The organism is Leucobacter fengyongliangi (assembly GCF_052386045.1).
In genome coordinates, this window is record NZ_CM126356.1 from 395,282 (window position 1) to 415,012 (window position 19,731).

Sequence of the window (19,731 nt, forward strand, 5' to 3'; positions counted from 1 at the left end):
CAGAACCGATGGTTCAGTTTGAGAGGAATGCAATGACGCAAACTACGCTTGTGCGGCCATTGGCGTTGAATAATAAAGCATCTCGTGCTCCAACGCCACATCAATGGGCGCAACTTAGGAAATCGGTCTTCCGTTTCATTTTCATCTTCGCTGGAGCGATTATGGCGGCTGCACTCCTCTGGGAGGGCTATAAGGCACTCGGCGCTGCAACCGGAGACTTGATCCCGTTCACTGGAATTCCGCTGCCTGTTTCAAGTTCAGATAATGCTATGCCGCATATCTGGACGATTCTCACCGCGCTATCTGAGCCCACTACGGGTGCTGGTGGCCAATCGCTCTTCGGATATCTCGTGAGTCAGCTTTCTGTGACGCTTCGTGAGGCTGGAATCGGGTTGTTGATCGGCGCAGCACTCGGCTGTGTCCTTGCGGTGCTTCTTCGAGAGCTCATCATTCTCGAGCGGGGTCTCTTGCCATGGCTCGTGATGTCTCAGACGATTCCCCTTGTTGCGTTGGCCCCAATCATCGTCGTTTGGGCAGGGGCAGCCGGGCTGCCGAGCTGGGTTGCGGTCACCATCATCTCGGCATATCTCTCATTCTTTCCAGTCGTGATCAATATGTTGACCGGACTAAATAGTCCGGACCCGGTTCAGGTCGAACTCATGCACTCCGTTTCAGCCTCACGACTGCAAGTACTGTGGTGGCTTCGATTCCCGTCCGCGATCCCGAATCTGTTCACGGGATTGAGGCTGGCAGCGACCGCTTCCGTTATCGGAGCCATTGTTGGCGAACTTTCCGCGGGAACCGGACTTGGTATCGGCCGAGCTATCTTGACCGCCGCCTACTACTACAGCAACGCACCCGAGACGCTGTATGCCGCTGTTCTTGTGGCGGCATTAGGTGGCGTCCTTTTTGTTCAAATCATCACGCTGGTCGAGGCGCTCGTCCTGAGGAAGAGGAATACCCATGGCTAATGCAATTTCAATCCAGAATGCGAGCAAGACGTTTCATGTAGGCGGAAAGTCAATTCCGGCACTGTCGGAGATTACTCTTGACATTCCGCAGGGCGCCTTTGTTTCGCTCCTCGGACCGTCCGGATGCGGAAAGAGCACCCTCCTTCGGGTCATTGGAGACCTGATCGATCCAGACGAAGGGTCCGTCTTGATTCTTGGCAAGGATGCCAGGATCAGCCGACGAGACCGTGACTACGGAATGGTGTTTCAGGCTCCGGGTCTGATGGATTGGCGAACAATTCAGAAGAATGTCGAGTTGCCGCTGCAGGTCGCTGGTGTCAAGGCATCGGAACGGGCTGAGCGCGCGAGGGAACTTCTCAAGCTCGTTCGACTCGACGGTTTTGAGAATCATCGTCCTCGTCAACTGTCGGGCGGTATGCAGCAGCGCGCGGCCATCGCGCGTGCGCTCTCATTTGAGCCCAAGATACTGCTCATGGACGAACCGCTGGGTGCGCTCGATGAAATGAATCGCGAGTATCTCCAGCGCGAATTGCTCCGGATCTGGCAATCGACCGGCACGACCATCGTGTTCGTGACCCACAGCGTTTCAGAAGCAACCTTCCTTTCTACAGAAGTGGTGGTCATGTCACCACGGCCCGGTCGGATCGCTACCCGTATTCCGATTGATCTCCCCTACCCTCGAACGGACGAAACCCGCTCAACAGAGGCCTTTTATCATGCGGAGACGAGCGTTCGAGAAGCGCTCCACGCTGTGCTCGATCCAACGCCGGCGGGTGTCTGATGACCGCAACACAAGCAATTTCGCTTTCCAGTCGCGTCACACCACCCAAGATTTTCGGAAAGGTAGGGAGCGTCCTGCCGGCAGCGGTTGTGGGTGTGATAGTCATGGTGAGTTGGGAACTCATCGTCCGATTCGCCCAGGTTCCCTCGTTCATCCTGCCGGCTCCGACCGATATCGCTGCCCGCTTCGTGCTGGACTTTCCAACATTGCTCTCCGCAGCTCGCGTCACAACGATCGGAGTCTTTGGTGGCATTCTCCTCGGTGCCGGGCTCGCCATCGTTGCCTCGCTCATCGTGAGCCTGTTCGAGCGTTTCGCCCAGACAATTCTCGTGCTCGTTGCGGTACTCAGTTGTGCTCCGGTCGTCGCTCTTGCACCGATTTTTAATGCGTGGTTCGGGAGCACCAATATATTCTCGAAGATTTCGGTGGCGGCCATCATGGTGTTCTTCCCCGTCATGGTGAACACGACCAGAGGGCTCCTGAGCGTGAGCCCGCTCCATCGGGAATTGCTCGACTCGCTGGGTGCCTCACCCGGGCAGTTCCTTCGATTTGTGCGCATCCCCGGCGCGCTCCCCTCGCTCATAGACGGGCTCAAGATTGGAGCAACTCTCGCGGTCATCGGCATCATTGTCGCCGAGTACTTCGGCGGAACCGCAAACGCGCTCGGTGTCTTGATCGCCAACTCAGCGGCGCTCTCGCAGTTCACCCTGACCTGGGCGGCTGTGTTTACGGCAAGCATGCTCGGGCTCTTCGCCTACGGGTTGATCTTGCTCCTGGGTCGCGTCGTCGTTCCGTGGCGACAAACCGTTCTCTAACCGTCATCCAACCCAAATAACCAAAATGTCAATGATGATAACGAAGGGTGTAACAATGAAGTCACAAACTCGAAGGGTCACGCGCGCAGCGTTGGCCATCGGAGCTAGCTTCGCCCTATTTGCAGGGCTTGCCGGTTGCAGTGACATGGGAGGTGGAACCACCACCGACTCCGCGGCGACCGAGAACTGCGAATCTGTCGACAAGGTCACAATCGTCTTGCAGTGGGTTGCTCAAGCACAGTTTGCGGGCTACTTCGCCGCGGCCGATCAGGGATACTACGACGAACAGTGCCTGGATGTCACGATCCAGGAGGGCGGCACCAACGTCGTCCCTCAGCAGGTGCTCGCGTCAGGAAATGCCGAGTTCGCGGTGAGCCATGTGATCAAGAGCATGGCGACCCGAGCAGAAGGCGCTGACATCGTGAACATCGCCCAGATCTTCCAGCGTGGTGCCTACCTTGAGGTTGCTTGGGCAGATTCGGGCATCAAGACACTCAAAGATCTCAAGGGCAAGAAGGTGGGCTCGTGGGGTGCAGGTAATGATCTGAGTCTTCGTGCCGCTCTGGAGGTCGAGGGAATCAACTTCGATAGTGACATCGAGGTGGTTCAGCAGCCGTTCGACATGTCGCTGCTTCTGAACCGTGAGGTGGACGCTGTCCAGGCAAAGACCTACAACGAATACGCTCAGCTCCTGGAGACGATCAACCCTGAGACGGGTGAGCTGTATCAGGAAGATGACTTCACCGTCATCAATCTTCAAGACATGGGGTACTCCACGCTCGAGGACGGAATCTACGCGCGCGAGTCTTGGCTGGAGGAGGGTGACAACGCCGACATTGCTGCACGTTTCTTGGCTGCGAGCTTCCAGGGTTGGAGCTTCTGTCGCGATAACGTCGATGAGTGCGTCAGTTCAGTACTCGATCGGGGCAGCGCATTGGGTGCTTCTCACCAGACCTGGATGATGAACGAGATCAATAAGCTGATCTGGCCGAACCCCTCCGGTGACCCGATCGGAACCCTCGATCCGGCAGCATGGGACAATACTATTTCGGCGGCTTTCGATGGCGGGGTGCTTTCTGAGGTGCCCGACAGCGGGGCGTATCGACTCGACATTCAGGAGGCCGCGATCAACCTCCTGAGTGATAGCGACACGGACCTCATTGGTGCAGACTTTGAGCCAATCAAGGTCACTCTGACAGAGGGCGGGAAGTAGTTCGATGGGGAGCACGTCTCGGACGAGTAGCGCATTCACTATCGCCTGCGCGCAGACGAATCCAGTACTCGGAGATATTGATGCCAATATCGACATCACTGAACTGGCAATTCGTGATGCGGCGACCCGCGGTGCTCAACTGGTCGTGCTCCCCGAGTGCGCGAGTGGAGGATGGGCGTTTCTTGACCGTGGAGAATCAGAATCTGCAGCTCAGCCGCTGAATGGCGGGAAAACAATTCTCGCCTGGAGCGCTCTCGCGAAAGAGTTAAACATATGGGTCTGCGGTGGCTTCGGTGAATCCACCGCAGACGGCGGACTATATAACAGTGCAGTGCTACTCGGCCCGGAGGGCCCGGTGTCCCTGTACAGGAAGGTCCACCTCTGGAATACCGAGTTCCTCGCGTTCGATCCGGGAAACCTCGGTTTCCCAGTGGTCGACACCCCTTTCGGGAGGGTGGGAATGCTTATTTGTTATGACGCGTGGATCCCTGAGTCGTTTCGTAGTTTGGCTGTCCAGGGGGCTGACCTTGCCCTAGCTCCGAGCGATTGGGTGCCCAATCCTCATCAGCAAGAAGATATGCCTCCCCTCGCTCACATTGTTGTCAGCGCAGGCGCACACAGCAATCAGATGTATGTCGCGGCAGCAAGCCGTTACGGAACGGAACGCGGCCAAGAATTTATCGGACAAAGCGCAATCGTCAACCACACCGGTTGGCCCCTTGCTACCGCAGGTGACGGAAATGAAGTCATCTTTGCGGAAATCGATCCCCGGGGAACCCGCGAATCGCGCCGGAACGATCCATTCAACCGGCCCCTGTGGGATCGCCGCCTGGATCAATACACTCTGAGCGACTTAGACACGGACGTCTAGGTGTAGTTTCTCGACTCGTTGTGATCACGTGAGATGAGATGAAGACCTCCGGCTGGATGTGGGTTACCACACTCGCATCCTTGCGCCGGAGGTCTTCATGTTCCACGCTCACGCACCTCTCACTTCGGAAGCGCGGCGCCGTCTCGGTGCGCTGATCATTGGTGAGGGGTGGTCGATCCGTCGCGCAGCCGAGAGGTCCCGGGTCTCGCCTGCGACCGCTCAGAAATGGTCGGCACAGTACCGTGATGGCCTCTCGCTCACTGATCGTTCCTCACATCCACACACCTGCCCGAATCGTCTCCCGGAAAAGCCCGAGCATCGCATTTTTCGCTCCGGTTCAACCGCAGGTGGGGCTCGCGCAGTATCAGCTATCGTCTCGGGATCCCCCGCTCGACCGTCGGACGGGTTCTCAAGCGCTACCGTATGCCCCGTGTTTAGCAGGGGCTTCGGAAAGCGCATGTGTAACGATCGGATGTAACGATCGGAGAGCGCGGGCGCGACGATCGGAAAGCGGCACCCGCGCCCGCGCTCGAATGGCTTCCTACCCGGCGGCCTCGCCGCTGGGCCGCTCGGCGACATGCCGACGCATGTTCGGGCCAGCCAGCTGCACGATCTCCGCGTTCGACACGATCCGGTACAGAATCGATTCCGCGATCACCGCGTCGTGGAGCGATTTGTACCAGTCCTCGGGATCGAACTGCGACGTGACCACGGTCGATCCGCGCCCCTCGCGGGCCGCAAGAATGTTGAGGAGCTCGGCCGCGGTCTCACTACTGATGGGTGTGGTGAGGAAGTCGTCCAATATCAAGGCGTCGCACGAGTGCAGGCTCTCAAGGAATCGGAGCCTGGCCGGATCGGTGTGATGGTAGACCGCGAGCTGGTTCGCAAGATCATCCAATCGGAAATACATCGCCGTGTAGTCACGCCTGCAGGCCGCGTTCACGAGTGCTTGCGCGAGGTATGATTTCCCCACGGTCGATGGCCCGAGAATCACGAGATTCGTGCAGTGATCAACCCATCGACATGCAGCGAGCCTGGTCGTGACTTCGCGGTTCAACGAGCGCCCGTCGAGGTAGTGGATGTCCTCGATACAGGCGGCCGGGTTCGGGATGCGTGACGCTTTCAACAGTTTCAGCATGCGACGCTCACCCCGAGCCTGTGTCTCTTGCTCGAGGGCATGCCTGATCTTCTGCGAGAACGACCACTCATCACACACTGGGTCGTTCGCGATGTCGATCACGGCTTCACCAAACGCGGTCAACCGCATCCGAGTGAACAGCGGCATGTCATCAATCGTGAGGTGCTGATGAAACATCGCCGACCTCCTTGGCGCTCGTGCCTGCGGGGCGTGTGAGCGCGTCGAGGCTGAACGCTTTGATGCCCGCGAGGTGTGCCCTGCTGGTGTCACGTCCATTCACCCGGGCAGAAGCCGCAGAATCACTGGCTGGGCTCGCCGAACTCTTGCGCAAGCGTTTCGACGACATGACTCCCTGGGAAGCCGTCGAGTCGGCGCGCACCCTGCTGCACTTCGTGTTCGGACACACGCAGTCCACCCAGATGTTGCTGCAGGCGCAGGAGTTCGCGGCGCTCGCCGCGGGTCGCCCGGCAGATGCGGCCGCCGATCCACCGGGCGCGTCGCGAGCCGACCTCGATGTGTTCTTCGAGCGGGGGGGTCGCGACCATCCTCGCGGGGATCACGGCACACACCTCGGCGGGAAATCCCATTAGCATAGGCATGTCGCAAGTGCATGCGACATCATGAGGACGAACAGAGGAATGAGCATAGTGGCTCGAGCTTTTAGTGCGGTGTCAGTTCCCGGAATCGGTGAGATCGAATCGGGAGATGACCTCGCCAGCATCATTGGCGATGCGATAGAATATTACATCCTGGACGGTGACATTGTTGTCGTCACAAGCAAGGTGGTCTCCAAAGCCGAAGGGCGCATGATCTCCGCTGAAGATCGTGAGGACGCAATCACGCGCGAGACGGTTCGGGTCGTGGCAGAGAAGCACTGGCCGGGTGGATCGACGCGTATCGTGGAAAATCGACTGGGTCTCATCCAGGCGGCTGCGGGTGTCGACGCGAGCAACACCCCCGAGGGAACCGTTCTGCTGCTCCCCGCGGATCCCGATGCGACCGCGCGGGAACTGTGTGTTGCCCTGCGTGCACGGTTTGGCATGCGACTTGCGGTGGTCATTACAGACACCATGGGACGCCCCTGGAGACTGGGGCAAACTGACTTCGCGATCGGCTCGGCAGGTCTGCGAGTGCTCGATGATCTTTCTGGGGCGGAGGACACCTTTGGTCGAAAACTTAAGGTCACAAGTGCCGCGATTGCCGACGAAGTTGCGGGGGCGGCCAACCTCGTGGCGGGCAAGACCACGCAATGCCCGGTGACCCTGGTGCAGGGGCTTGAGGAGTATGTGATCGATGACCTTGATGCTCACTCGGGCAACGCGTGCGCGCGGGATCTGATCCGGCCGGCAGGGGAGGATCTCTTTTCCGTCGGCACTCAGGAGGCTTACGAACAGGGGCGCATCGCGGGCGCGGAAACGGCGCGCGCCGAGTGCTGCCCAGAGGCGCGGGAGTAGTGTCGCGCATGCGAACTGTGGTGATCACCGGCGGTGTCGGCGGGGCGCGATTCATTCGCGGGCTTCAGTCCCATCTGGGTGAGGGCCCGATCGCCGGTGGAGCTGAACAGATCACCGCGATTGTCAACGTGGCCGATGACATGTGGATGAACGGCCTGCGCATCACGCCCGATCTCGATTCGATCATGTATGCGCTCGCCGGTGCGAACGACGAGGAGCGCGGCTGGGGTCGGCGCGGGGAAACGGAGCGAGTCAGCGCCGAGCTGGTCGCATACGGGCTCGGGCATTCCTGGTTCACGCTTGGCGACTTGGATCTGGGAACTCACATCGCGCGTACCGACCTGCTGCGGCAGGGCATCCCCCTCTCCGATGTGGTCGCACGGTTGTGTGCTCGTTGGGGCCTGGGCGCACGGCTGCTGCCCGCGACCGATTCCGAGGTGGAAACACATGTGCACACCACGGACGGTGAGGTTCTGCATTTCCAAGAGTGGTGGGTGCGGTACCGTGCGACGCGCCCAGCCGAACGGTTTGAATATCGCGGCAGCGATGTCGCAACTCCGGCCCCCGGGGTTGCGCAGGCAATACGTGAGGCTGATCGCGTGATCTTGGCGCCGTCGAATCCGGTGGTCTCAGTAGGCGCGGTACTGGCGATCGACGGGATTGCTCAGGCGCTCCGAGAAACGTCAGCACGGGTGGTGGGAATCTCGCCAATTATTGGCGGGCGCGCCGTACGCGGCATGGCCGACGCTTGCCTCGCGACGATCGGAGTGGCTGCAGAGGCCGGTTCCGTAGGCCTCCACTACGGCGCCCGCTTAGCAGGAGGCCTGATCGACGCGTGGCTCATTGACACCGTCGATGCTTCCGCACTCCCTGAGCTGCAGCGGGCCGGAATTGCCGCATCGGCAGTGCCGCTCTGGATGACCGATCTAGAGCTCAGCTGTCAGCTCGCGGCGGATGCCCTGCGAGCCTAGGGTAAGGTATCAGGTGTGGGCAACTCGACGTTGAGCAATAGTTTTCAGGTCACGACTCGAGTGCGTGACAGAGATCCCGAACTCGTGCAACGCCTCAACGAGGTGCTCGACGCGCTCGAAGCTCGACCAGCCGTTTCCGATCGTCCCGAGCTCTCGGTATCTGAGGTCGAGTTGCTGCTTCAGGCAACGGGCCCTGCGCTCGATCGCTTGCTTCGCCAAGCTGCTCGGCTGCGTGACATCGGTCTCGAACGTGCTGGCCGACCCGGGGTCATTACGTTCTCGAAAAAGATTTTTCTCCCGATCACGAACATGTGTCGTGATCGCTGTCACTACTGCACGTTTGTGGAGTCGCCGCTGCAGATGCTGCGTCAGGGAAAGCCGCTCTACATGTCATCCGAACAAGTACTCGCGGTGGCGACCCAAGGTGCCGCCCTGGGGTGCAAAGAGGCGCTCTTCACTCTGGGTGATCGGCCCGAGGATCGCTGGCCAGAAGCTCGCGAGTGGCTTGACGCTCACGGGTATGATTCAACGCTGCATTATGTTCGCGACATGGCCCAGATGGTGCTTGAACACACTGGCATGCTGCCGCACCTGAACCCTGGAGTGATGACCGCCCAAGAACTTGAGTGGTTGCGTCCCATCGCGCCATCGATGGGGATGATGCTCGAGACGACGTCAGTGGAGCTGTGGTCGGAAAAGGGCCGGGCGCACTATGGGTCTCCAGACAAGGAGCCTCGAGTCAGACTGCAGGTCATCGAAGACGCGGGAATGCAGCACATTCCCTTCACCACAGGGATCCTCGTCGGTATCGGCGAAACCATGCGAGACCGGGCAGAGTCGCTGCTTGCCATCCGCGATTCTCACGACCGGTGGGGCCATGTGCAGGAAGTGATCGTGCAGAATTTTCGCGCGAAGCCGCACACTGCGATGCAGGCGACACCTGACCTGGAAAGTATTGAATATCTCGCCGCAATTGCAACTGCACGGCTGGTGATGGGTCCCGATGCACGGCTTCAGGTTCCTCCGAATCTCGCAAACCAGGCCGAGCTCGAGTTACTCGTTCGAGCGGGAATCGACGACTGGGGTGGGGTGAGCCCGCTCACGGCGGATCATGTGAATCCTGAGCGTCCCTGGCCGAGCATTCTTGCGCTCAGAGAGAGCACCGCCCAGGCAGGGTTTGTCCTGCACGAGCGTCTGACCGCCTATCCGCCCTACCTCGCACAGGAATCGGGGTGGGTTGACCCTGGCCTCACGCCAGCGATCGCACCCCTCATGGATGTGGAGAGCGGACTTGCCAATGAAGGGGCCCGCCCCACCGGCAGTTCAACTCGTGCGCATTCGACGCGCACCGCGGAATCAGCGCACGTCACGTCGTTCGCTTCGAGATCCGTTGAAGCAGTGCTGGATCGCGCCAGGCAGCAGCCGGAATCGATCTCAGATGCAGACCTCGCTCTACTCCTCACCGCTTCGGGTGACGCTCTCGATACGCTCACAGATCTGGCGAATGATGCCCGACGGTATTCAGTGGGCGAGGCAGTGACGGTCGTCGTGAATGGGACGATTGATCCCAGCGGCTTTGGCGAGGATGTTCCTCGTGCCGAAGGGCTCGCAGACATCGCGCGGATGGCGGGTGAGTTGCGGGACCGCGGCGCGACCGAGATTTGTGTGCAGGGTCGGGCACCGACTGCGTGGGGCGCTGATGCTTACCTGCATATTGCTCGTGAGGTGACGGCCGCGGCAAGGGGCGTGCATCTGCATGCGTTTCGGCCAGCAGATATTGTTGACGGCGCTGCGAGAAAACAACTGGGTGTGCCCGAGTACCTCGAGCTCATAAAGGCGGCCGGGGTAGATACCGTGCCGGGTACCGGCATCAAGATCCTCGATGAGGCGCACCGACGCCGAGTGGCTCCTCTCGACGTCTCCGTGGGGTCGTGGATGTCGACGATCATGAGCGCTCATCGCGCGGGGCTTCGCTCCACATCGATCATCGTGTACGGACTTGGCGAGAGCGCGGAGTTGCGCATCAGACATCTCAGAAGTCTGGGCCGCATCCAACAAGAAACGGGTGGGTTCACTGAGATCGTGGTCATGCCTGCGCAGAAGGATTGGACACCTCTCGTCGACTCACGATCCGCCATCGACGAGCATCGAGCCATGTATGCAGTCGCGAGGCTCGCCCTCAACACGACAATCAGTCATGTCCAGGTCGCTTGGCCGCGGCTTGACATGACGAGCGCCGTCGCAATGCTGCGAAGCGGGGCAGACGACTTGGGTGGCCGCCTCCTGCAGGTCGGGTCTGTCTCAGGCGGTGGCTCGGCACAAGAGCTCTCGGTTGAAAATCTGCAGAGCGTCAGGAAGAGTCTGGGCAGGCCCATACGGCAGCGCACGACTCTATACGGCGTGCCGGAGCAGGCAAAGGATCGGCTTCAGGTATGATTCGCACGCCCGTCGTGTTCGTCGGCCCATCAGGCGGGTACCGGGGGCTAGAGCGCACGCTCGTGGCATCGTTGCTCGAGCGGGGGACCGACTTCTTCGAGGTCGACGTTCAGCCCGAGAGCCCTGGTGAGCCCGCGAGCTTTGCCGAGATAGTAGCAAGGATTCAGCGCACCATTCTGCTGGCGACTCAAGCGACGGCGTCTGCTGATGCGGCCGAGCGAAGACTTCCCGCGCTCGTCGGTTACAGTCTCGGCGCGCAGGCCGCGGCGATCTTTGCATCGCAGCATCCGGGGGCCGTGTCCAGCTTGAGCCTCATTGCGGGGTGGGCGGCCCCTCACGGGAAGATGCGGGAGGTTCGTGCGCTGTGGCTTCGGCTTCGCGATCCGGGTGCAGGTCGGGAGTTCGACGCTCATGAGTTGTCGATGAGACTGACGAACCTCGTGTTTTCGAGCGCATTCGGGTGGTCGGGTATACCAAGCGTGGAACAAGGAGAACGCGCAGCCGCCGAAACGGCGGCCGTGATGCACCTGTGCGTGGACGCGGATCTCGTCGCAGTGGCAGAGCGTATTGTGGATCCGGTACTGGTCGTCGGCTGCGCGTTCGACGAATTCGCACCCGTGAGCCAGAGTCGCTACCTCTTCGGAGCGATCCCGAACGCACGATACGCCGAGATCGAAAGCGGGCATCTGGTCTGCGTAGAACGTCCGGCAGAAGTGGTGAGTCTCGTGGAGTCGTTTGTGGCCGACCCTAAGCAGTACCCGGCTGGCACGAGGGTGAAGGGGCACTGCCCATGAATTCGGCGGCCACGGCGAAATACACTGACCTGCTGGTGGTGGGCGCTGGTTTTGCAGGAATTGGCCTTGGTGCGATGCTCAATGCGCGGGGCTTTGATGATTTCGTCATTTTGGAGCGCGGCCTCAGCGTGGGAGGCACGTGGAGGGAGAACACGTATCCCGGGGTTGCCTGCGATGTACCGTCACAGGTGTATTCCTACTCATTTCACCTGAATCCGGATTGGAGCAGGATCTTTCCCCAAGGGTCAGAAATTCAGAACTACCTCTGGCAGGTCGCCGATGCGCACGGGGTGACCGAACACATTCGTTTCGGTACTGACGTGGAACGCATGCGGTGGGACGAGGACGCGGACCGGTGGGTGTGCCAGACATCGACGGGCATCTACGTGGCACGCGTGCTGGTGCTTGCCTGCGGGCGACTCAGCGAACCGAAGTTCCCACCGGTGCGAAACCTGGAGAGTTTCGGGCAGGGGGACCCAGAGCGGGTGGTGATGCATTCCGCCCAGTGGCGGCATGATGTCGATCTTGCGGGCAAGCGGGTGGTGGTGGTCGGGTCGGGCGCGTCGGCGATCCAGATCGTGCCGGAGATCGCTGCGATCGCAAAAACACTAACGGTGATGCAGCGGAGCGCCCCATACGTCGTTCCGCGAAACGATCGCGCCTACAGCGATGCCGAACGGCGAATGTTCCGGCGCGTGCCAGAGACGATGACTCAGCACCGGGAAGCGTGGTTTTGGCAGCAGGAAACGGTGTTTGCTCAGCGTGCGCTCGTCGCCTATGAAGTCGATGTCGCGCGGTCACGAGCCCTGGCACACCTGCGGGCTCAAGTCCAGAATTCCGAACTGAGAGACCGGCTCACGCCGGGATACGAAATCGGCTGTAAGCGGGTTCTGCTGTCGGATAGCTACTATCCGACCTTTTCTCAGCCGAACGTGTCGCTCATAGATTCTGCGCTTTCATCGGTCGCGCCCGGAAGGTTGACGGCTAAGGACGGCAGATCCGCGGAGGCGGATATCGTTGTACTCGCGACGGGTTTCAGATCGGCCCGACAGCCCTACGCGCAGCGAGTGGAGGGGGAACACGGAGTCCTCCTTGCGCACGAGTGGCGCGACGGGATGTACGCCTTCGCTTCCGCGTCCGTTCCAAGGTTTCCGAATATGTTCGTCATGAACGGGCCAAACGCAGGTCTCGGCCACAACTCGGCGATCGTCATGATCGAGTCTCAGATTGAATACGTTTGTCAGGCACTCGCGTATATGTCGGAAGCCGGGGTAGCGGTACTGCGGGTTGATCGAGCAGCGGCACAGAATTATCGATCGATGATCGATGAGATGAGTGCGGATACCGTCTGGCTTCGGGGGGGCTGCGAAAGCTGGTACCGCGATCCCGCAAACGGGCGACTGACATTGCTGTGGCCGGGATCGACCATGAAATTTCGTGAGGTTGCGGGTCGCTTTTCTCCGGACGCCTATGCGGTGGAGGGGTGTTCGGCGAGTGCGCCCGTGCTGGGAGCGCAGGGAGACACGCAGCTGCTCGGGTGGGTAACTGCGCGAGCTTCAGCCGTGTGAAGGTCTTGCAAGTGACCACTCCGGTGGGTACGAGGTCAGAGCGGAGTAGCGGGTCGACCGCAGGCCGCGATCCACCAACGAAAATGCCAGCTTCGACCAGCTGGTTCACCTGTCTCAGCTGAAGGGGACTTACCCCCTGATCTTGGACACGCATGACCCAGTAACCAGCTGGAGAAGCGAGAATAACCAAGATGCCAACGAACACCTACACCGACGAGTTCCGCCGCCGCGCGGTCGAACTTTAAGAATCCACGCCCGACACCACGTTTCAGGCCATCGCGAATGACCTCGGGATATCCAGGGGTGCGTTGAAGACCTGGGTCGCCAAGTACGGTTCCGGGCAGATCCGCGCCACTGGTGGCCTTCCTGGGGTCGCGCCACCATCGGCGAGGCCCGAACCGCAAGCCGCGAGGATCGTGCGTTTATAGGCCGAGAATCATGCACTCAGGGCTGAGACGAGGAAACTCGCTGAAGAGCGTGACATCCTCCGTCAGACGGCGAAGTATTTCGCCGGGGAGACGAACTGGTGAACCGCTTCCTGTTAAGTGTCGTGACGGTCCAATAGATGTCAAGCCGTACCAAGATCAGTTCTGAGGTCGTTGAACACTTCGCGTGCGATGAATCGTTTGAGGCAGCGCAGCACGTCTTTCTTTGAGAGGCCCTCGGTGAGTCGGCGCTGCATGTAGTCGGTCGTTCGCGCGTCGTACCTGAGTCTCACGACCGCGATCATGTGGAGTGCACGATTCGCTTTCCGGTCGCCGCCTCGGTGGAGCCTCATACGGTGACTCTTCCCTGATGACACCGGCACGGGTGCGACACCGCAGAGCCTCGCGAACGCTGCCTCGCTGCGGAACCGTGCGATGTTTTCGCCGGCAGTGACCAACAGTTGGGCGGCATGGATCGTTCCGATTCCTACCCTGGATACCAGCGTTGGTGCTGTTGCGTTCACGAGTGTGGTCAGCGCACTTTCAAGCTCTTTGATTTCCGCGTCGAGGTCAGCAGCCCGGACGGCGAGGACTCGGAGGGCGAGCTTCACTGCCTGAACGGGATCATGCAGGCGCGCCCGATCGATACGGAATTTCCGGCAGTGGCGTGCCGCTGCCAGCCCACCCCTGGGTGTGCTCTCCCTCACGTCGGCGGGTGCGGTGACCAAGATATCTTGCAGTTGCACGATGGCAGCGGTGCGAGCTTTCACCGCAGAATCACGCGCGAGCAAGAGGAACCGTATCGATTCGATGACGCTATCGGTTCGTTTGGGGATAGCCGTGGCAACCCCTGCGAGCACTTTCCGTGCAGCAGCTTCAGCATCGATGGTGTCGTCCTTACCGACTCTCGCTTTGGTGTGTGCGTGCGGGGTGTTCACTTCTCGTACCTCGACGTGGTGATCGATCAAGAACCTCGCGAGTCCGGCGGCGTAGGAGCCGGTAGATTCCACTCCGAACGCTTGAACGTGGCCGTGCTCGGTGGCCCAGGACAGCATGTCTGCGTATCCGAGGGAAGTCGCCGGGAACTCGCTATCGGTAAGGCGTTGCCCGGTGCTGGTAATAATTACCGCGTGGTGAGTGTGTTTATGCGCGTCAACTCCGACGATGACTTCTGGTTGACGCTTCAGCGTTCCGGTGGTCATGATGGTGGGGTCTCCTTCACTTCGATGTGCTGGATGACCGAACCGGGCCGGGCGGACTGGGCAGTGACGGGGCACTTGAGCAGGGTCCTATGAAGTCACATCCCCGCCCGGTCTGGCCTCTCCCTTGCGGGAGCAGTGGAATTGGGGCGGCGACGCGACCCATAACGGACAACTGTCCGCGAGTAACTCGCTAATCAACTGGCTTGACGTGCTCCCCGACAAAGTCGCTGCATACTCGATCACGAACCGGCTCGTGAACCACGCGAAGAGAATCACTCTCGGTGATGTCTATAGACGAGCCGAACTCGCCGAGCAGGCCCGTCACGCCGACGAATACTGGGCGTGAGGATTCGCATCGCTCCGGCGGATGGGAAGCTCCATGCTCTCCGGTCGCCGGAATCGTGCTCTCCGATACTTGGACTGGCGCTCTCCGAGACGGCTATTCGCCATTCTTCTCACAGGCAACTCCCGTCTTGTCGAGTTGACACCCCGGTATTGGCCTCGTGACAACCAGGTGACAACAAATTTCAAGAAACGGCAAGAATTGTGGCATGTTCTGCGCGCCCCTGAAGTGGCATAATCATGCGGATCTGTTGGGTGGCAGATGGCTTGATTCACGCGCTGGCAGGGTTCAAATCCCCCCGTCTCCGCCATTTGCACATACAAAAGCCCCTGCGCAGTCAGGGGTTTTTGTGTTTCATCTCTTGCACCGAACTCGGAGTGAATGCGCTGCGAGTCTTCAGCGAGAGCCCGTAGCATCGAACTATGAGCGACCCGACTGCGGATGACTACGAGCGGGCGAACCGCATCGGTCGACCCATCGGCCGCTTCATGGCAAAGTGGCGAGGGCGGATCCGCGAGAACCCCTGGCTCAACGTCGTCTATCGCGTGCTCATCACGCTCATCGGGGCCGCTGTAATCATCATCGGGCTCATTCTGGTGCCGCTGCCCGGCCCCGGGTGGCTAATCGTGTTTGTGGGGCTCACGATCCTGGGTTCAGAGTTCCACTGGGCGAGGCGCTTCACCAGCTGGCTGCGCATGCAGCTCGCCAAGTTTTGGGCATGGTGGAAAGCGCGTCGTGCTCGCCGCGATGGTTCGGGTGAAGGCCTCGGCAAATGAAGAAGTCCCGGTTGGCGAACGCCAACCGGGACTTCTTGATCCACTGATTACTTGATAATCGGGAAGTTAAACACGAACTCGGGGTGACCGCCCTTGCGGTACGCATCGGGTGCCTTCGCGGCCGCCATGATGTGGAAGACGAAGAGAACGACCGAAGCGATCCAAATGAGCAGGCCCAGGATCCAACCGATGTAGGGGATCATGCCGATGATCCAGCCAACGACCACCACGCCGGTGCGAATCAGCGAGAAGTTAAAGTTTGCGACGTGAAATTCGTTCGCGCGCTGGTTGCCCTTGTCTTTCTCGATCATCCAGAAGATGAGCGCGGGGAGCCAGGTGAAAAACACCGACAGCCAGTAGTTCAGCGTGATGGTGTTGGCGGGGTCAGTCGCTGTCGCCTGCGGCTGCTGGTAGCCCTGCTGAGGCTGCTGAGGCTGCTGGTAGGCGCCAGCCGGAGGCGCCTGGTACTGGGGGGCCGCGGGCGGCGGCACCGGCGCCGCGGGCTGCTCAGGTGCGGCAGCCTCAGGCTGTGCGGGTGTGGGCTGCGCGGCAGCTTCGCCGGCGGCGTGCTGATCGGCGGCCTGGCCGTTGTTTTCTTCGGGGGGCAGCGTAGTCATTGAAGTCTCCTCAATGTGACATGTACGTAGTACACAAGCTACCGCAAGAACCGCGCGCCGCGGTAGAGCGATCGGAGGGTGTGTACAAATGTGTGGTGTGAAGTTGCGGCGCCGTGCCGAGAAGCCGTGCCTAGAAGAGATCGGGGCTCGGCGTCGCACCCTGCAGAATCGCGACGTCGGCGTGCCGGTCAAAGCGGTACCCGATGCCCCGCACCGTGCGCACGATGTCTTGGTACTGAGCCAGCTTCACCCGCAGCCGCCGCACGTGCACGTCAATGGTGCGCTCGCTCGGGATTTCGCTCTCTGCGGCATCGGCCCAGAGTGACGTGATGAGCTCATCGCGGCTGACGGTGCGTCCCTCGCGCAGCACGAAGTACTGCAGGAGTTCGAACTCGCGGAACGTGAGTGGTGCCGCAACGTTATCGAGCAACACACGCTTGCGGGATAGGTCGATGGTGACTCCGCTGGCCGCGCGATCCAGACTGTCGTGCGCAGTCTGCTTCTGGCGGGCGATTGCGGCAGGGTCGCCGAGGGCCAGGCGCACCACGTCGACGTCGCGACCGCCCGCACCCTCGGGTGCCAGCGCTACCGCGGCGTACGTCTCAGCGGCGGGGGAGAGCTTGGCGACGAGTTCCTTGATCTGAGCAACGATGGCCCCGAGCTTTGGGTCGCCGTCTTCGATCTTGTCGTCGGAGAGGCCCACGTAGAGCGCGAATCCGCGCACCTCGGTGCCTTCGGGTACGCGGCGCGCGGGAGCGGGTGCGAGGTCGGCGGCGAAGTCGGGGCGGGCCTGGTCGAGAGTCTGGGTTGTCATGATGATGTCCTTACAGCGTTTGCCGCGAGATTCGGCGGCGGTGCGGCTGTCAGCCGCTGATGTGCGTGGCGAGCACGGTTCGATTCAGTTGAACCGGTACTCAGTGGATCGCGGCCAAGGCCGCGGCGGGCACTCAACCACCGCAACATGCGGACAGGAGTGCGGGCGAGAAATCCCTGCTAGATGCACATTCGACAGCGCATCGCACCACGGCGGCACATCATGCCAGCCTCCCCAAAGTTCACCTCAAGGGCGTACTGGGATGTCGTGATGCGAGTCATAACTCTCAGTTAACCAAATTATTGCCTCGTGTGTCAAACCGTGTGCGAAGGCTGCTCAGTCTGCGGTTCCATAGAGGCGGTCGCCGGCATCGCCGAGGCCCGGCACAATGTACGACTGCTCGTTGAGGCCCTCATCCAGTGCGCCGAGCACGAGCGTGACGTGTCGGTCGCCAGCAGCCTCGCGGATCGCCTCGACGCCCTCGGGGGTGCCGAGCAGGCAGATTGCGGTGACGTCGTCGGCGCCCCGGTCGAACAGGAACTTGATGGCCGCCGCCAGTGATCCACCGGTCGCGAGCATCGGGTCAAGCACGAAGCACTGTCGGCCCGAGAGCGAGTCTGGCAGGCGCTCGGCGTACGTGACTGGCTGCAGGGTCTCCTCGTCGCGAACCATTCCAAGAAAGCCGACTTCGGCGGTGGGAACGAGTTTCACCATCCCCTCCAGCATGCCGAGGCCGGCGCGAAGGATCGGCACGACCAGGGGGAGCGGATGCGTGAGTTGCACGCCCGTGGTGGAGGCGACCGGGGTCTCGATGGTGCAGGGCTCGACGCGCACCTCTCGGGTCGCCTCGTAAGCGAGCAGCGTCATCAACTCTTCGGTGAGCATGCGGAAGGTGGGTTGAGGGGTCTTCGCATCGCGCAGAACCGTAAGCTTGTGAGTGATCAGCGGGTGTTCCGCGATGACGAGACGCATGGCACAACCCTACCGAAGAAGGTCCGAGTGAACTCGATTCCGGTGAGCCCGGCCGAAGCCGCACAGATGGAACTCGCGCTTGAGCAGGCCGAGTTGGCGGCCGCGGAAGGCGAGATCCCGGTCGGCGCGGTCGTCATCGATTCGGAGGGCCTTGTGATCGGTGCTGGGCGCAATGCGCGCGAGGCAGGGCAAGACCCGACGGCTCACGCCGAGGTGATCGCGATCCGCCAGGCTGCGGCCGCGCTTGGCGACCGTCATCTCGATGGGTGCACCCTCGTGGTGACACTCGAGCCGTGCGTCATGTGCGCCGGGGTGATTCTCGCGGCCCGAGTGCCGTGCGTGGTCTTCGGGGCGTGGGACGAAAAGGCGGGCGCCGTAGGCAGCGTCTACGACCTGCTGCGCGATGGGCGCCTGCCGCACCCCGTGCCCGAGGTCGTCGCCGGTGTGCGTGCCGACGAGTGCGCGCAGCTCCTTGCCGACTTCTTCGCAACACGCCGGTAGCGAGGCCTCGAACTCGGCTCATCAGTCTCCGTGCAAGCGACTCACATCATTCGGGAGCAGCCCCTGGCCAAAGCGAGCGGTTAGTCGCTCGACAGCATCACCACCGAACTCGTGGTGGGCTGAGTTGCGTTGGGGTCGATCCACACGTCTGGCTCGATATAGATGATGCGGGCCGCTGGCACCGCCTCGCGCACGCGGCGCTCGGCGAGATTCACGATCACCGAGACTTCCTTCATCGTGCGATCGGCTGCGAGACTGACCTTCGCGCCGATCATGAACTCGTCGGGACCGACGTACAGGGTCTTCATGTGGATGATGCGGTCGACATCGCTGCTCGCGAGGAGGGCCGCCTCGATCTTCGCGACATCGCCATCGCTGGCACCCTCGCCGACGAGCAGGCTCTTGACCTCCCAGCCGATCACCGCGGCAATGAGGATCAGCAGCACGCCAATCGCGATCGTTGCCGCGCCGTCAAACACACTGTTGCCGGTCAGCACGGTGAGGCCTACGCCAAAGAATGCGATGATAAGGCCCAGCAGGGCTCCGACATCCTCGAGCAGCACGACGGGAAGTTCGGGCGCCTTAGACTTCCGGATAAAGGCCATCCAGCTGGAGTTGCCCTTGTGCGGCCGGCTCTCTTTGATCGCGGTGCGTAGCGAGAAACTCTCGAGCACGATGGCGATCGTGAGCACGAGCAGCGGTAGCCACCAGAATTCAAGGGGATGCGGATCGCGAATCTTTGCGATCCCCTCGTACACCGAGAACACCCCGCCCATGGCAAAGAGCACAATCGCCACCACGAATGCGTACACGTAACGCACCCGCCCGTACCCGAACGGATGCTCCTTGTCGGCCTTTTGCTTTGCGCGCTTGCCGCCGAGGAGGAGAAGGAGCTGATTGGCGGCATCGGCGACCGAGTGCACGCTTTCTGCAAGCATCGAGGAGGAGCCGGAGAAGATCCACGCGATGAACTTCGTAATTGCGATGCCCGTGTTCGCGAGAAATGCCGCGATGATCGCTTTGCTTCCGCCGGTAGCGCTCATAGTAGATGGATCCCTTCGTCGCAATG

The 19,731-nt window shown here is 61.0% G+C and carries 21 protein-coding genes; 15 read left to right on the plus strand and 6 right to left on the minus strand.

Features of this window, described 5'->3' with window-relative positions:
* The first annotated feature begins 32 nt into the window (after nt 1-32).
* The 6 genes from ACTNFK_RS01870 to ACTNFK_RS01895 all read left to right on the plus strand — a co-directional run bounded on the left by ACTNFK_RS01870 (nt 33) and on the right by ACTNFK_RS01895 (nt 5,129).
* The gene (locus ACTNFK_RS01870) at nt 33-971 is read left to right on the plus strand and encodes an ABC transporter permease (RefSeq protein ID WP_435937201.1); all 939 of its coding nucleotides are present in this window, start codon (nt 33-35) and stop codon (nt 969-971) included.
* Complete coding sequence (locus ACTNFK_RS01875; RefSeq protein WP_435937202.1) at nt 964-1,752, plus strand: ABC transporter ATP-binding protein; 789 nt, start codon at nt 964-966, stop codon at nt 1,750-1,752. The genes ACTNFK_RS01870 and ACTNFK_RS01875 overlap by 8 nt, the downstream gene beginning before the upstream one ends.
* A gap of 104 nt (nt 1,753-1,856) precedes the next feature.
* Nucleotides 1,857-2,567 (plus strand): ABC transporter permease, encoded by a 711-nt coding sequence (locus tag ACTNFK_RS01880; RefSeq protein WP_435937203.1) that lies wholly within the window; start codon nt 1,857-1,859, stop codon nt 2,565-2,567.
* Nucleotides 2,568-2,622: 55 nt separating this feature from the next.
* Complete coding sequence (locus tag ACTNFK_RS01885) at nt 2,623-3,780, plus strand: ABC transporter substrate-binding protein (protein ID WP_435937204.1); 1,158 nt, start codon at nt 2,623-2,625, stop codon at nt 3,778-3,780.
* Nucleotides 3,781-3,784: 4 nt separating this feature from the next.
* A complete protein-coding gene (locus ACTNFK_RS01890; RefSeq protein WP_435937205.1) occupies nt 3,785-4,651 on the plus strand; it encodes a nitrilase-related carbon-nitrogen hydrolase in 867 nt (288 codons plus the stop codon).
* Nucleotides 4,652-4,748: 97 nt separating this feature from the next.
* Nucleotides 4,749-5,129 carry a leucine zipper domain-containing protein gene (locus ACTNFK_RS01895; RefSeq protein ID WP_435937206.1) on the plus strand — a complete coding sequence of 127 codons (381 nt, stop codon included), beginning with the start codon at nt 4,749-4,751 and terminating at the stop codon, nt 5,127-5,129.
* A 63-nt stretch (nt 5,130-5,192) separates the two neighbouring features.
* Here ACTNFK_RS01895 and ACTNFK_RS01900 read toward each other — a convergent pair whose 3' ends face one another.
* Nucleotides 5,193-5,966, minus strand: coding sequence for an ATP-binding protein (locus tag ACTNFK_RS01900; protein WP_435937207.1), 774 nt, complete (start codon nt 5,964-5,966; stop codon nt 5,193-5,195).
* A gap of 86 nt (nt 5,967-6,052) precedes the next feature.
* On the opposite strand from ACTNFK_RS01900, the gene ACTNFK_RS01905 reads away from it, so the two are divergent.
* The 6 genes from ACTNFK_RS01905 to ACTNFK_RS01930 are packed head-to-tail and all read left to right on the plus strand — an operon-like array spanning nt 6,053 to nt 13,012.
* Complete coding sequence (locus ACTNFK_RS01905; protein WP_435937208.1) at nt 6,053-6,379, plus strand: hypothetical protein; 327 nt, start codon at nt 6,053-6,055, stop codon at nt 6,377-6,379.
* 48 nt (nt 6,380-6,427) lie between these two features.
* On the plus strand, nt 6,428-7,243 hold the full coding sequence (cofE, locus tag ACTNFK_RS01910) for a coenzyme F420-0:L-glutamate ligase (RefSeq protein ID WP_435937209.1): 816 nt from the start codon (nt 6,428-6,430) through the stop codon (nt 7,241-7,243).
* Between the two features lie 8 nt (nt 7,244-7,251).
* Nucleotides 7,252-8,214, plus strand: coding sequence for a 2-phospho-L-lactate transferase (cofD, locus tag ACTNFK_RS01915; protein ID WP_435937210.1), 963 nt, complete (start codon nt 7,252-7,254; stop codon nt 8,212-8,214).
* 60 nt (nt 8,215-8,274) lie between these two features.
* Nucleotides 8,275-10,650, plus strand: coding sequence for a 7,8-didemethyl-8-hydroxy-5-deazariboflavin synthase CofG (gene cofG, locus ACTNFK_RS01920; RefSeq protein ID WP_435937211.1), 2,376 nt, complete (start codon nt 8,275-8,277; stop codon nt 10,648-10,650).
* Nucleotides 10,647-11,444 carry an alpha/beta fold hydrolase gene (locus ACTNFK_RS01925; RefSeq protein WP_435937212.1) on the plus strand — a complete coding sequence of 266 codons (798 nt, stop codon included), beginning with the start codon at nt 10,647-10,649 and terminating at the stop codon, nt 11,442-11,444. Before cofG ends, ACTNFK_RS01925 begins: the two co-directional genes overlap by 4 nt.
* Complete coding sequence (locus ACTNFK_RS01930; RefSeq protein ID WP_435937213.1) at nt 11,441-13,012, plus strand: flavin-containing monooxygenase; 1,572 nt, start codon at nt 11,441-11,443, stop codon at nt 13,010-13,012. Before ACTNFK_RS01925 ends, ACTNFK_RS01930 begins: the two co-directional genes overlap by 4 nt.
* 568 nt (nt 13,013-13,580) lie before the next feature.
* Here ACTNFK_RS01930 and ACTNFK_RS01935 read toward each other — a convergent pair.
* On the minus strand, nt 13,581-14,639 hold the full coding sequence (locus tag ACTNFK_RS01935) for an IS110 family RNA-guided transposase (protein ID WP_435937214.1): 1,059 nt from the start codon (nt 14,637-14,639) through the stop codon (nt 13,581-13,583).
* A 208-nt stretch (nt 14,640-14,847) separates the two neighbouring features.
* Here ACTNFK_RS01935 and ACTNFK_RS01940 point away from each other — a divergent pair, with 208 nt between their 5' ends.
* Both ACTNFK_RS01940 and ACTNFK_RS01945 read left to right on the plus strand, forming a co-directional pair.
* Nucleotides 14,848-14,985 carry a hypothetical protein gene (locus ACTNFK_RS01940; protein ID WP_445117187.1) on the plus strand — a complete coding sequence of 46 codons (138 nt, stop codon included), beginning with the start codon at nt 14,848-14,850 and terminating at the stop codon, nt 14,983-14,985.
* Nucleotides 14,986-15,404: 419 nt separating this feature from the next.
* The gene (locus tag ACTNFK_RS01945) at nt 15,405-15,758 is read left to right on the plus strand and encodes a TIGR02611 family protein (protein WP_435937216.1); all 354 of its coding nucleotides are present in this window, start codon (nt 15,405-15,407) and stop codon (nt 15,756-15,758) included.
* 47 nt (nt 15,759-15,805) lie between these two features.
* Here the strand turns inward: ACTNFK_RS01945 and ACTNFK_RS01950 are convergent, their stop codons facing one another.
* The 3 genes from ACTNFK_RS01950 to upp all read right to left on the minus strand — a co-directional run bounded on the left by ACTNFK_RS01950 (nt 15,806) and on the right by upp (nt 18,161).
* A complete protein-coding gene (locus tag ACTNFK_RS01950; RefSeq protein WP_435937217.1) occupies nt 15,806-16,375 on the minus strand; it encodes a magnetosome magnetite crystal formation protein family in 570 nt (189 codons plus the stop codon).
* A 130-nt stretch (nt 16,376-16,505) separates the two neighbouring features.
* On the minus strand, nt 16,506-17,189 hold the full coding sequence (locus ACTNFK_RS01955) for a winged helix-turn-helix domain-containing protein (RefSeq protein ID WP_435937218.1): 684 nt from the start codon (nt 17,187-17,189) through the stop codon (nt 16,506-16,508).
* A gap of 336 nt (nt 17,190-17,525) precedes the next feature.
* The gene (gene upp, locus ACTNFK_RS01960) at nt 17,526-18,161 is read right to left on the minus strand and encodes a uracil phosphoribosyltransferase (RefSeq protein WP_435937219.1); all 636 of its coding nucleotides are present in this window, start codon (nt 18,159-18,161) and stop codon (nt 17,526-17,528) included.
* A 66-nt stretch (nt 18,162-18,227) separates the two neighbouring features.
* Between upp and ACTNFK_RS01965 the strand changes: the two genes are divergently transcribed.
* Nucleotides 18,228-18,662: a nucleoside deaminase gene (locus tag ACTNFK_RS01965; protein ID WP_435937231.1), complete on the plus strand. Its 435-nt coding sequence runs from the start codon at nt 18,228-18,230 to the stop codon at nt 18,660-18,662.
* A gap of 80 nt (nt 18,663-18,742) precedes the next feature.
* Here the strand turns inward: ACTNFK_RS01965 and ACTNFK_RS01970 are convergent, their stop codons facing one another.
* Nucleotides 18,743-19,705, minus strand: coding sequence for a cation diffusion facilitator family transporter (locus ACTNFK_RS01970; protein WP_433645785.1), 963 nt, complete (start codon nt 19,703-19,705; stop codon nt 18,743-18,745).
* Between the last annotated feature and the right edge of the window lie 26 nt (nt 19,706-19,731).